The organism is Citrobacter sp. EC_71 (assembly GCF_019584005.1).
GTDB classification, from domain to species: Bacteria; Pseudomonadota; Gammaproteobacteria; order Enterobacterales; family Enterobacteriaceae; genus Citrobacter; species Citrobacter werkmanii.
The window spans coordinates 128,167-140,531 of record NZ_VDAY01000002.1 but is presented as its reverse complement, the minus strand read 5'-3'; the positions used below and the strand labels follow the sequence as shown (position 1 = coordinate 140,531).

The window sequence follows — 12,365 nt, the reverse complement described above, 5'->3', positions numbered from 1 at the left end:
CTTTAAAAACCAACCGTCATTTATCTTAGGAAATTATTATTAGTCGCCAAAATCCTCTAAAAACAACAGTTTTTACAGCGCAACGCTCGTATCTTCGCGCCTTCGCTTTCATGAGATATGTCGTTAATGTTAGCCTCTGCGCCCGTAAATTCGCTTTGACTATTTTTTAGCAGATTAATGGTCCAAATTTATCCACATAAAAGGTGGATTATTGCATTTGGGATCGCGATCACTGATACATTCATTACTAAAATGTATCTTTCCGCCCGCAAATTATTACGGCGAAAAATTATATAAAAAATCGCTCAACGAATTTCGATTTACAGTCGGGTTCTTTCTCATTGGATTGACCCCAAACCCGACTTTTTAAGCTTCCTCCAGGAGAAATAGATGGAAAACACTCAAACCAGCACTATCGTTACGGGTCAGACCCGCAGCGCATGGCGCAAGACAGATACCATGTGGATGCTGGGCCTTTACGGCACGGCGATTGGGGCGGGTGTATTGTTCCTGCCGATTAACGCAGGTGTAGGCGGTATGATTCCGCTGATCATCATGGCGATCCTTGCCTTCCCGATGACCTTCTTTGCACACCGTGGCCTGACCCGCTTCGTGTTGTCCGGTAAAAATCCGGGTGAAGACATTACTGAAGTTGTAGAAGAACACTTTGGCGTTGGCGCGGGTAAACTGATTACCCTGCTCTACTTCTTCGCTATCTACCCGATTCTGTTGGTTTACAGCGTAGCAATCACCAACACCGTTGAAAGCTTCCTGGCTCACCAGCTGGCGATTACTCCGCCGCCGCGTGCCATTCTGTCTCTGATCCTGATTGTCGGTATGATGACCATCGTGCGCTTCGGTGAGCAGATGATCGTTAAGGCGATGAGCATCCTGGTATTCCCGTTTGTTGCCGCCCTGATGCTGCTGGCGCTGTATCTGATCCCTCAGTGGAGCGGTGCGATTCTGGAAACCATGTCTTTTGACTCTGCGGCAACCACCGGCAACGGCCTGCTGTTGACCCTGTGGCTGGCGATTCCGGTAATGGTGTTCTCCTTTAACCACTCCCCGATCATCTCCTCCTTCGCCGTGGCGAAGCGTGAAGAGTACGGTGATGAAGCTGAGAAGAAATGCTCCAAGATTCTGGCATTCGCTCACATCATGATGGTACTGACCGTTATGTTCTTCGTCTTCAGCTGTGTATTCAGCCTGACTCCGGCAGATCTGGCCGCAGCGAAAGAGCAGAACATCTCTATCCTGTCTTACCTGGCGAACCACTTTAACGCGCCGATTATTGCCTGGATGGCACCGATCATCGCGATGATCGCTATCACCAAATCCTTCCTCGGCCACTACCTGGGCGCACGTGAAGGCTTCAACGGGATGGTGATTAAGTCTCTGCGCGGCAAAGGCAAAACCATCGAAATCAACAAACTGAACAAAATCACTGCGCTGTTCATGCTGGTAACCACCTGGATTGTGGCAACGCTGAACCCGAGCATCCTCGGTATGATTGAGACCCTGGGTGGCCCAATCATCGCGATGATTCTGTTCCTGATGCCGATGTATGCCATTCAGAAGGTACCGGCAATGCGTAAATACAGCGGCCATATCAGCAACGTCTTCGTTGTGATTATGGGCCTGATCGCTATCTCCGCTATTTTCTACTCTCTGTTCAGTTAATTCCCCTGCGCCGCTCCTCGGGGCGGCGCACCTCGATACACAATGGACGCCTCATGATTAGCGTATTCGATATTTTCAAAATCGGCATTGGCCCTTCCAGCTCCCATACTGTTGGCCCGATGAAAGCAGGCAAACAATTCACGGATGACCTGATTGCACGCGGAATTCTCACTGACGTAACCCGCGTAGTGGTTGATGTTTATGGCTCTTTGTCCCTGACGGGCAAAGGTCACCATACCGACATCGCGATTATTATGGGTCTGGCGGGTAATCTGCCGGATACCGTAGACATTGATGCCATCCCGGCCTTTATCCAGGATGTGAACACTCATGGGCGTTTGCTGCTGGCGGACGGTCAACATGAGGTCGAATTCCCGGTCGACAAGTGCATGAATTTCCATACGGACAATCTGTCCCTGCACGAAAACGGGATGCGTATTACCGCACTGGCGGGTGAAAAAGCCATTTACAGCCAGACTTACTATTCCATTGGCGGTGGGTTCATCGTTGATGAAGAACACTTTGGTTTACCGAACAACTCTCCGGTAAACGTACCGTATCCGTATAAATCTGCGGCGGATTTGCAACGTCATTGCCAGGAAACCGGCCTGTCGCTTTCCGGTCTGATGATGCAAAACGAACTGGCGCTGCACAGCAAAGAAGAGCTGGAACAGCACTTTGCCAACGTCTGGGAAGTGATGCGTAGCGGGATTGAGCGCGGTATCACCACCGAAGGTGTATTGCCTGGTAAACTGCGCGTTCCGCGTCGTGCGGCGGCGCTACGTCGTATGTTGGTCAGCAGTGACAAAACCACCACTGACCCGATGGCGGTTGTTGACTGGATCAACATGTTCGCGCTGGCCGTCAACGAAGAAAACGCCGCCGGTGGACGCGTGGTGACTGCGCCAACCAACGGCGCATGCGGGATTGTTCCTGCCGTGCTGGCGTACTACGACAAGTTTATCCGTGAAGTGAACGCTAACTCGCTGGCACGCTACATGCTGGTCGCGAGCGCCATCGGCTCGCTGTATAAGATGAATGCCTCTATCTCTGGCGCCGAAGTCGGCTGTCAGGGTGAAGTCGGCGTAGCCTGCTCCATGGCAGCTGCCGGTCTGGCCGAGCTGCTGGGCGGTAGCCCAACGCAGGTATGCATCGCGGCGGAAATCGGTATGGAACACAACCTGGGTCTGACCTGCGATCCGGTTGCCGGCCAGGTTCAGGTACCGTGCATTGAGCGTAATGCCATTGCTTCGGTTAAAGCGGTAAACGCCGCGCGTATGGCGCTGCGCCGTACCAGTGAACCGCGCGTGTGCCTCGATAAAGTCATCGAGACCATGTACGAAACCGGGAAAGACATGAATGCCAAATACCGCGAAACCTCTCGCGGCGGTCTGGCGATGAAGATTGTCACCTGCGATTAAAGCCCTACTTATCCGGCCTACAGTTCCATTGTCATTTGTAGGCCGGATAAGGCGTCAGCAGCCATCCGGCAAAATGTTGATTTCAGATATTCGCCTCCCCCCGCCGTGAATGTTACCCTACGGACTGATCTGTTAGGGAGAACACCGTGGCCGCCCACCTGCTCATTGTCGATGCACTGAATCTTATCCGCCGTATTCACGCCGTACAGGGCTCCCCCTGCGTGGAGACGTGCCAGCACGCGCTCGATCAATTAATTGTGCACAGTCAGCCCACGCACGCCGTGGCGGTCTTTGATGACGAAGCGCGCAACAGCGGCTGGCGTCACCAAAGACTGCCTGACTACAAAGCCGGTCGGCCGCCAATGCCACAAGACTTGTATCAGGAAATGCCCGCCTTACGCGCCGCTTTTGAACAGCGCGGCGTCTGCTGCTGGGTCTCCAGCGGTAATGAAGCCGACGATTTAGCCGCTACTCTGGCGATTAAAGTCTGCCAGGCAGGACATCAAGCCACCATCGTCTCCACCGATAAAGGCTACTGTCAGTTGCTCTCCCCGACGCTGCGTATTCGCGACTATTTTCAGAAGCGCTGGCTGGACGTGCCGTTCATTGAGAAAGAGTTCGGCGTGCTGCCACAACAACTGCCCGATTACTGGGGGCTGGCTGGGATCAGCAGTTCTAAAGTACCGGGGGTCGCAGGTATTGGCCCCAAAAGCGCCACACAATTGCTGACGCAGTTTCTAACGCTGGAAGGCATTTACGCGCATCTTGATGAGGTGCCGGAAAAGTGGCGCAAGAAACTCGAAGAACATCGGGAAATGGCGTTTCTGTGTCGGGATATCGCGCGACTGCAAACGGACTTACATATCGACGGGAATTTACAGCAGCTACGGCTGGCGCGGTAGTCTTATTACTGGATGGTGGGGCAAACCCCTTATCCGGCCTACTTACCGTACAACCCTGTAGGCCGGATAAACCCCGGGTGATTACCAGGCGGTATGGTACAGCTCAACGATATCGCCCAGGCTCGCTTCACGCGGATTTCCGCCGGTACAGACATCATCAAATGCAGCCTGCGCCAGTGCAGGAATATCCTCTTTGCGTACGCCTACATCGCGCAGGTGCAGCGGGATCCCAACATCACGGTTAAGGGCAAATACCGCATCCACTGCCGCTTTCCGTGCTTCTGCCAGCGTCAGTCCTTCAACCTTCACGCCCATCACCCGAGCGATATCGCGAAATTTCTCCCCGGTATATTCGGCGTTATAGTGCATCACATGCGGTAGCAAAATGGCATTCGCGACGCCGTGCGGGGTGTTATAAAACGCGCCCAGCGGGTGCGCCATGCCATGCACTAATCCCAGGCCAACGTTGGAAAAACCCATTCCGGCAACGTACTGGCCCAGCGCCATCGCTTCGCCCGCCTGGCTGTCGCCCGCGACCGATCCGCGTAAAGCCCCGGCAATAATTTCAATCGCTTTAATGTGCAGCGCATCGGTAAGCGCCCACGCTGCTCGCGTGATGTATCCTTCAATGGCATGGGTCAGGGCGTCAACACCCGTGGCCGCTTTTAAGGCCGCAGGCATGCCGTCCATCATGTCAGCATCGATAAACGCCACCTGCGGAATATCGTGTGGATCGACACAAACAAACTTACGCCGGTTTTCTTCATCCGTGATCACGTAGTTAATGGTCACTTCCGCCGCCGTCCCTGCTGTGGTTGGGATAGCCATAACCGGCACGCTCGGGCAGCGCGTCGGGGATAACCCTTCGAGGCTGCGTACATCCGCAAACTCAGGGTTATTGTTGATAATACCAATCGCTTTACAGGTATCCTGCGGGGAGCCTCCGCCAATAGCTATCAGATAGTCTGCGCCACTTTGCTGAAAGACCTCCAATCCTTCCTGTACCACCGCAATGGTTGGGTTAGGAATAACGCCTGAATAGATTTCCCACGCCAGACCTGCTGCGTCCATCCGGGACGTCACCTTCTCGACAACACCGCACCGCACCAGATTCTCATCGGTCACAATCAGCGCCTTGCGATAACCACGACGGATGACTTCATCGGTTAATGCACCAACAGCTCCCCGGCCAAACCATGCCGTTTCGTTCAGAATCATTCTGTTCGCCATCGTATTTCTCCTTTTCGCTATGCGAAATTACTCTTCAATTCGTAATCCGTAAGATTTGAATTTCTCCAGCACAATCGCGATCTCCTCATCGTCTAACACCGGAACCGGATCAACAATGGCCAGGGTGCTCAGATAAAGGCGCGCCAGAACTTCTACTTCATGCGCCAACCACAGTGCTTTTTCCAGATTCGCTTCACAAGCAATCAGCCCATGGTGCTGTAAAAGCGTTGCCTTACGGTTTTTCAGGGCGACGCTCACATGCTCTGACAGCTCTCGTGTACCAAACGTCGCATAAGGCGCACACGGAATAGAGTTTCCCCCCGCCGCCGCAATCATGTAATGGATTGCCGGAATTGGACGGTTGAGAATAGAAACGGCCGTACAGTGCACAGCATGGTTATGGACAACCGCATTGGCGTCCGGACGCGTCTGGTAAGCCGCCAGGTGAAAACGCCATTCGCTGGAGGGTAACTGACCTTTATCATATTTTCCGTCGTTATCTACATACACGATCATGTTTTCAGTAAGTCTTTCATAAGGAATACCGCTGGGCGTGATCAACATCCCATTCTCATATCGCGCACTCACATTTCCCGCCGTCCCCTGATTTAATCCAAGGCTGGTCATTTCAAGACAGGTTTCAATGATTTCTCGTGACAAACGCATTCTTTCCATAATGATTCTCCGGGTACAGTTTCTCCTCGTCTTTAATTGCGAAAAATGTAGCCGCAGAATAAGACGGGTCAGGTTTCAGATATGGGCAGCCACTGAATGTGTTTATTCAGATCCAGTTGGCCGATTTATTTATAGCAACGTATTATTGTTGTCTTACGCGCTTAATAAGTTTCATCGGTACTTTTACAGTTTCTTTAATAGGTTGGTCGTCAATGGCACTCATCATCATATCGAATGCTTTTTCCGCCCAAACATTTTCATCCTGCTGCATTGACCAGACATTATTGGCGAGAAATCCCAGCATCGGATGTTCATCGAATGTGCCAATATTAATATCAGGTGGAATTGTGCCGAAACGATGGCGAACAGCGTTAATAGCACCTTCCAGCACGGGTAATGATGAGGCAATAAACGCCTGCGGCTGCCCCTGTTCACCAATCAATCTATCCATCAGTTGAAAACCACCTTCAGGGGTGTTGTCAGGACCTTCACGCACCCAATCACGGTGATGAATACCATTATTCTTCAAAGAATTAAGGTAACCTTGCAAACGATCGCCAATACTGGGTAATCCGGTATCTCCGACTAAAAACCAGATCGGAGCCTTTCCGGCATCAAACAAACTTTGCGTCAACTTTTCGCCGCCTAGAATATTATGACTTTCAACCAGTGCGTTATCGGTATACTTAAAATCACGGTCCAGTAACACCATCGGCTTTCTGACCTGGCGTAAATGGTGTTGCTGATTCTCCAATGTTGAGGGAACAATAAAAAGGCCATCTACATTGCGAGCGATTAATGCTTTGGTCAATTTATTTTCGTAATCAACATCATCATAGGTACAGCTAATCATTAACTGATAACCGGAGCGACGACAGCGTTGCTCAAGTTTCTCGGCGAGAGTGGCAAAGAAGACGTTGGAAATATTGGGAACAATCAGTCCCAATGTATCCGTTTTATTCAATTTCAGGCTGCGGGCCGAATGGTTTATGACGTAACCATAGCGCTCAACATATTCATTAATACGCGTTTGGGTTTTGACACTGATTCGATATTGCTCTGCTTTCCCGTTCAGCACCAGTCGTACGGTCGTAACCGATAAATTCAGATCGCTGGCTATCTGTTCTACTGTTTTAGCCATTTATATGCCCCAGTCCACATCCAAAAACGTCAATCTCCAATCATAAAAGTATTTTAAACTTTTGTCTTACTGCATAAGTTGGTTAATCGCCTGCTGCTGATCCCACATCATCAGATAGACCTGGTATTTGCGGTCATAGAAGTCCCGCCGTGCCGGATTAGCCTTGATAACCTCGCCGGAGCGAACCATCGCCTGGCATGCAGATGGAATATTCGCCCACGCGCCGCTTGCTACCGCGCCGGTGATAGCTGCCCCTAGCGTCACTGCATCTTCCTCCTGCATAAGATGAATATCGCATCCGGTAGCATCGGCATACTCCCGCATCCACAGCGGGTTATGCGTTGCGCCGCCGCACAGCGCCAGTCGGGAAATGGTATGGCCGTTTTCACGCATCACTTCCATAATATGCCGCGTACCGCAGGCAATCGCCTGTAATGTCGCCAGGTACAGGCGAGCCACCTGCATCTCGCCTCGCTCAAGAGTCAAGCCGCAGACGCTGCCCCGGGCATCGGGTCGCGCACGGGGGGAGCGATTGCCATGGTGATCGGCCAGCACATGCAAATAACGACCAGGTTCAGACTCCTTCCTCTCAAGTTCCGCAACCCATTCGTTGACTAAAACGATCGGATGGCAACCCCGCGCCTCGGCCTTACGAAATAGCTCGGCACTCGCGCCTGATTCCTGGAGCGTCCAGTCGACCAATGCCCCAGCGGCGCTTTGCCCTCCCTCCGTCAACCAGTAACCAGGCAGCATGGCAGACCAATACGGTCCCCATACGCCCGGCGTATAAATTTCCTGTTCGCTGCACAGCATATGGCAGTTTGACGTTCCGCTAATCAACGCTAACGTTCCCGCAGGCTCAACGCCAGCAAGCGACAAACCGCCTGCATGGGCATCAATCATCCCACTGGCGACGACAACTGCAGTCGTCAGCCCCAACGCCTTGGCCGCGTCGGCGCTAAGCGTTCCCACGGCGGCACCAGGCGGAAGAATATGCGACGGAATTTTGCCCGTTAAATCCGTTAACTCTACGGCGTCGAGCAGAGAGTGGCTAAAGCGTTGTTCATGGGCCAGATAGTTCCATTTACAGGTCAGCGTACACAGACCGGCCACGTCACTCCCGGTGGCTTTACAGACAAGGTAGTCAGCCAAATCGTAAAAACGATGCGCACTGTGCCAGGTTGCAGGAAAGTGTTTTTTTAGCCACAGCACCTTGGGAAGCTCCATTTCGACGCTGACTTCACCGCCAACGTAACGCAGAGCCGGATCCTGCGTAGCATTAATATGCTGGGCTTCCTGCACCGCGCGATGGTCCATCCACATGATGATGTTATGGTCTGATGGTTCGCCTGGTGAAACCGCCAGGCCCTGCCCTTGCTCGTCGAGAGCCACCAATGAACAAGTGGCATCGAATCCCAGTGAACGGATATCCTCAATGCAGATCCCGGATGACGATACCGCCCCCTTAACCGCATCGCAAACCTGCTGCCAGATTTCTGCAGATGACTGCTCAACCCGAGCGGGGCCGGGTCGAAACTGCGAGATAGGGCGTGTCGCAAAGGCCAGACGTTTGCCGCTGGCATCGAAAACACCCGCCCTGACACTGGCAGAGCCGACATCCACACCGAGGAAATATCCACTGCTCATAGTAACTCCCTGACGTTAGCTAATAGTGGGGCGAGTACCTCGCCCCAACGCTCTTATTTTTTACCGAATGGGTGTAACAGCTTGTCAATTTCTGGGGTATCAATGTTCTTCGCACTAACGAATTTAACCGGAATATCAATCTCTTTTGGTACAGACTGACCGGATACCGCCGCATTCAGCGTCTTGATACCCTGATAGCCAATCTGGTAGGCGTCCTGCACAACAAAGCCCTGAATCACCCCGGACTTCAGGAAGGCAATAATGGCCTCGGTGCTATCAAAACCAATCACCTTCACTTTGCCTTTCAGGTTTTGACTATCAATTGCGTTTGCTACGCCGAGTGTTGAGCCTTCATTCGTGCCATAAATCCCTGCAATATCCGGGTTGGCCTGGATCATATCGATGGTTTTATCCATCGCTTTTTGCGGATCGCCATCGCTGTACTGGACCGGTAGCACCTGGATATCCGGATATTTTTCCTTCATGCGGGCAATAAACCCTTCTGAACGCTCAATCGCTGAGGAGGTCCCTGCTACGTGCGCAATAATGCCCACTTTTCCTTTGTTGCCCACTTCTGCTGCCAGCGCGTCTGCCGCTTCAGCCCCGGCTTTACGGTTATTCGTGGCGACAAAACTGACCGGAATATCAGAATTCACACCGGAGTCAAAGGTCACAACTTTAATGCCGCGTGAATTTGCGGTCTCAACTAATGGCGCCAGCGCATTGGCATCTAACGCGGCCAGCAATAGTCCATTGGGTTTTTGCGCCATCGCGTTTTCAACTAACTGAATCTGCTCGGCAATCTGAGTTTCATCCGCCGGGCCCACATAGCTGGTTTTGTCACCCAACTCTTTTGCTGCCGCTTCCGTCCCCATTTTTACGGTTTGCCAGAATTCATGCTGGAAACCTTTACTGACCACGGGAAGATTCATATCTTTAGCCAAAACGCTGGATGTCATACAGGCCAGCAGGGATAACGCATAGACAAAATTCCTGGTTCTCATTGTTTTACTCCGTTCTGAGTGAGTCACCCTAAACGTCAGGGTTATGATGTCCCGTGACTTCCGGGAGCGTAAATCAACGAATTTTTTTGCGTAATGTGTCGAGATAAACCGCTGCAATGACCACTACACCCATGGCCACCATTTGCCAGAACTGGGAAACTCCCATCAGGTTCAGACCATTTTTCAACACGCTCATAATGAATGCGCCAATGATAGTGCCGCCGATGGTGCCAATCCCGCCCATCAGGCTGGTACCGCCAATAACGACCGCCGCGATGGCTTCCAGCTCATAACCCACGCCGACCGTCGGCTGACCAGAGTTCAAACGAGAAGCCAGAATCACCCCGGCAATCCCGGTCAGCAGACCACAAAAGGCGTAGACGAAAATTTTCACGCGTTGCACTTTAATCCCGGAAAGATGTGCCGCCACCTCATTACTGCCCACTGCGTAAACATAGCGGCCTATCACCGTTTTCTTCAGGATGTAGGCGGCGATGAGCGCCACCACCACCAGGTAAAAAACGGGATAGGGCAGCACATCAAACAACCGTCCCTGGGCCAGCATTTTGAAGGTGGGGTAATCAGCGAAGTAAATCGCGCGGCCATCGGTCATCACCATATTGATACCTCTGACGGACATCATCAGACCCAGCGTGGCGATAAAAGGCGGGATAGTCATTTTGGTGACCAGTAGACCATTGATATAGCCGCATAATCCTCCAGCCAGTACACCCGCAAAAATACAGACGGGCAGAGGCAGACCTAGCGTGGCGCAGATACCTACCGCGACACCAGAAAATGCCACGACTGAACCGAGAGAAAGGTCGATCCCTGAAGTGATAATGACGAAGGTAACGCCAATCGCCATAATGCCAATCACCGAGGTTTGCAGGGCAATTGTCATAATGTTTTCAGTGTTAAAGAAAAATGGCGAACCAAAACTAAAAAATATCACCAAAATAATCAGACTTAAAAGTGGCGCAAGGCGCATTAAAAGTTCTTTGTTAATTTTTATTTTCTTATTATTGCTGTCTGAAGAGGTTACAGAGATAGTCATAAGTTAGTCCTCTAACGTCGCATATTGCATGATTTTTTCTTGTGTGGCGTCATCAGAAGCTAGCTCTCCGGTAATACGCCCATTACGCATCACTAAAATGCGATCGCACATACCCAGCACTTCCGGTAATTCAGAGGAGATCATGATAATTGATTTCCCTTTTGCCACCAGCCGATTCATTAATTCATAAATTTCAAGTTTGGCCCCCACATCAATCCCGCGAGTGGGTTCATCAAAGATGAGAATATCGGTGTCTTTACACACCCATCGGGCAATAATAATTTTCTGCTGATTACCACCGCTTAAATTCAAGGCAGCTTGCTCTAAATGTGGTGTTTTAATGCGTAGGGCTTTAACCTGTTCCTCGCTGGTTTTCTGGCAACGTGTGCTGTCCACATTGCCAAAACGATCGGAATACTCAGGGTAATTGCCCAACATAATATTGCGCTCAACGGACAGTCCTAATGCCAGCCCCTCTTTTTTCCTGTCCTCGGTTAAATAGCTGATACCCTGTTGGATAGCATCAGGAATATCTTTAATCACCGTAACTTTACCGTTCAGCTTGAGGGTTCCACCATCAATGGGATCCGCGCCAAAAATCGCCCGCGCCAGCTCAGTACGCCCTGCGCCCATCAGGCCGGCGAAGCCCAGGATTTCTCCTTGGTAAAGCGTGAAATCGATATTGTTCAATACACCATTGCGCGTTAGCCCACTCACTTCCAACACGGGCTTACGTTGAGCCAAAGGTTTACGGCGAGGATAAATATTACCGAGGTCGCGCCCGACCATCATGGCAATCAGGTCGCTAATTTTGACCGCATCATAATCCACGGTGGCAATAAACTGCCCATCGCGCATTACCGTAGCGCGATCGGCTATCAGCGCCAGCTCCTCCAGTCGGTGCGAGATGTAAACAATGCCAGTCCCCTGTTCTTTCAATAAACGGGTTACCTGAAATAAGCTGTCGATTTCCGTTTCCGTAAGTGCTGCCGTAGGTTCATCCATAATAAGAATCTTGGCATTGACCGATATCGCTTTAGCTATCTCAACCATTTGTTGTTGAGCAACGGTCAAATCGGCAACCAGCATATCTGGCGCGATATTCAGGTTTAACTTTTGCAAAATATCGATAGCAGCCTGTCGCTGTTGTTTTTCATCCAGACGCCAGCGATTATTTTTGCAAAACTCCCTGCCAATAAATATATTTTCTTCAACGGTGAGTTCAGGGAAGAGGTTAAATTCCTGATGAATAATCGTGATACCTGCACTTTGTGCACTTAACGGGTTAGCGAAAGTAACCGGCTGCCCCTCAAAAATAATATCCCCTTCATCAGGCTGATAAACACCGGATAAGATCTTCATCAACGTAGACTTTCCTGCGCCATTCTCACCCAGCAGCGCATGAACCTCACCTTTGCGTAAAGCAAAATCCACATTACTCAACGCTAATACGCCGGGAAAACGTTTCGTAATATGACTCATCTGTAAAAATGTTTCAGACATTGCTGCTTTCCTCAATATACAGAAACTGCAGTCAGTGAATCAGGCGAAAACAAGATTGCCAGAGAGCCATCGTCACCGTTAATGCGAATACTACTTACAAGTTCA

10 protein-coding genes are annotated in these 12,365 nt (G+C 51.0%); 3 read left to right on the top strand and 7 right to left on the bottom strand.

Features of this window, described 5'->3' with window-relative positions; all coding sequences use genetic code 11:
* Window positions 1–390: 390 nt before the first annotated feature.
* The 3 genes from FHD02_RS02515 (at window position 391) to xni (ending at window position 4,003) form a co-directional block, all read left to right on the top strand.
* On the top strand, window positions 391–1,680 hold the full coding sequence (locus FHD02_RS02515) for an HAAAP family serine/threonine permease (protein WP_042310730.1): 1,290 nt from the start codon (window positions 391–393) through the stop codon (window positions 1,678–1,680).
* A 53-nt stretch (window positions 1,681–1,733) separates the two neighbouring features.
* Window positions 1,734–3,101 carry an L-serine ammonia-lyase gene (locus FHD02_RS02510; protein ID WP_042310732.1) on the top strand — a complete coding sequence of 456 codons (1,368 nt, stop codon included), beginning with the start codon at window positions 1,734–1,736 and terminating at the stop codon, window positions 3,099–3,101.
* 146 nt (window positions 3,102–3,247) lie between these two features.
* The gene (xni, locus tag FHD02_RS02505) at window positions 3,248–4,003 is read left to right on the top strand and encodes a flap endonuclease Xni (RefSeq protein ID WP_220393539.1); all 756 of its coding nucleotides are present in this window, start codon (window positions 3,248–3,250) and stop codon (window positions 4,001–4,003) included.
* An 81-nt stretch (window positions 4,004–4,084) separates the two neighbouring features.
* Here xni and fucO read toward each other — a convergent pair whose 3' ends face one another.
* The 7 genes from fucO to FHD02_RS02470 form a co-directional block, all read right to left on the bottom strand.
* Window positions 4,085–5,233 carry a lactaldehyde reductase gene (fucO, locus tag FHD02_RS02500; protein WP_042310736.1) on the bottom strand — a complete coding sequence of 383 codons (1,149 nt, stop codon included), beginning with the start codon at window positions 5,231–5,233 and terminating at the stop codon, window positions 4,085–4,087.
* A gap of 27 nt (window positions 5,234–5,260) precedes the next feature.
* Window positions 5,261–5,908: an L-fuculose-phosphate aldolase gene (gene fucA, locus FHD02_RS02495; RefSeq protein WP_003034062.1), complete on the bottom strand. Its 648-nt coding sequence runs from the start codon at window positions 5,906–5,908 to the stop codon at window positions 5,261–5,263.
* A gap of 142 nt (window positions 5,909–6,050) precedes the next feature.
* Complete coding sequence (locus tag FHD02_RS02490) at window positions 6,051–7,049, bottom strand: LacI family DNA-binding transcriptional regulator (RefSeq protein ID WP_137370680.1); 999 nt, start codon at window positions 7,047–7,049, stop codon at window positions 6,051–6,053.
* A gap of 66 nt (window positions 7,050–7,115) precedes the next feature.
* Window positions 7,116–8,696 (bottom strand): FGGY-family carbohydrate kinase, encoded by a 1,581-nt coding sequence (locus tag FHD02_RS02485; protein ID WP_220393538.1) that lies wholly within the window; start codon window positions 8,694–8,696, stop codon window positions 7,116–7,118.
* A 53-nt stretch (window positions 8,697–8,749) separates the two neighbouring features.
* The gene (locus tag FHD02_RS02480; RefSeq protein ID WP_061382372.1) at window positions 8,750–9,700 is read right to left on the bottom strand and encodes an ABC transporter substrate-binding protein; all 951 of its coding nucleotides are present in this window, start codon (window positions 9,698–9,700) and stop codon (window positions 8,750–8,752) included.
* 73 nt (window positions 9,701–9,773) lie between these two features.
* A complete protein-coding gene (locus FHD02_RS02475) occupies window positions 9,774–10,757 on the bottom strand; it encodes an ABC transporter permease (protein ID WP_042310741.1) in 984 nt (327 codons plus the stop codon).
* A gap of 3 nt (window positions 10,758–10,760) precedes the next feature.
* Window positions 10,761–12,260: a sugar ABC transporter ATP-binding protein gene (locus tag FHD02_RS02470; protein WP_165407044.1), complete on the bottom strand. Its 1,500-nt coding sequence runs from the start codon at window positions 12,258–12,260 to the stop codon at window positions 10,761–10,763.
* Between the last annotated feature and the right edge of the window lie 105 nt (window positions 12,261–12,365).

Coding starts and splice junctions, on each gene's coding strand:
- FHD02_RS02515 (WP_042310730.1), top strand. CDS start 391: ATGGAAAACACTCAAACCAGCACTATCGTTACGGGTCAGACCCGCAGC.
- FHD02_RS02510 (WP_042310732.1), top strand. CDS start 1,734: ATGATTAGCGTATTCGATATTTTCAAAATCGGCATTGGCCCTTCCAGC.
- fucO (WP_042310736.1), bottom strand. CDS start 5,233: ATGGCGAACAGAATGATTCTGAACGAAACGGCATGGTTTGGCCGGGGA.
- fucA (WP_003034062.1), bottom strand. CDS start 5,908: ATGGAAAGAATGCGTTTGTCACGAGAAATCATTGAAACCTGTCTTGAA.
- FHD02_RS02490 (WP_137370680.1), bottom strand. CDS start 7,049: ATGGCTAAAACAGTAGAACAGATAGCCAGCGATCTGAATTTATCGGTT.
- FHD02_RS02485 (WP_220393538.1), bottom strand. CDS start 8,696: ATGAGCAGTGGATATTTCCTCGGTGTGGATGTCGGCTCTGCCAGTGTC.
- FHD02_RS02480 (WP_061382372.1), bottom strand. CDS start 9,700: ATGAGAACCAGGAATTTTGTCTATGCGTTATCCCTGCTGGCCTGTATG.
- FHD02_RS02475 (WP_042310741.1), bottom strand. CDS start 10,757: ATGACTATCTCTGTAACCTCTTCAGACAGCAATAATAAGAAAATAAAA.
- FHD02_RS02470 (WP_165407044.1), bottom strand. CDS start 12,260: ATGTCTGAAACATTTTTACAGATGAGTCATATTACGAAACGTTTTCCC.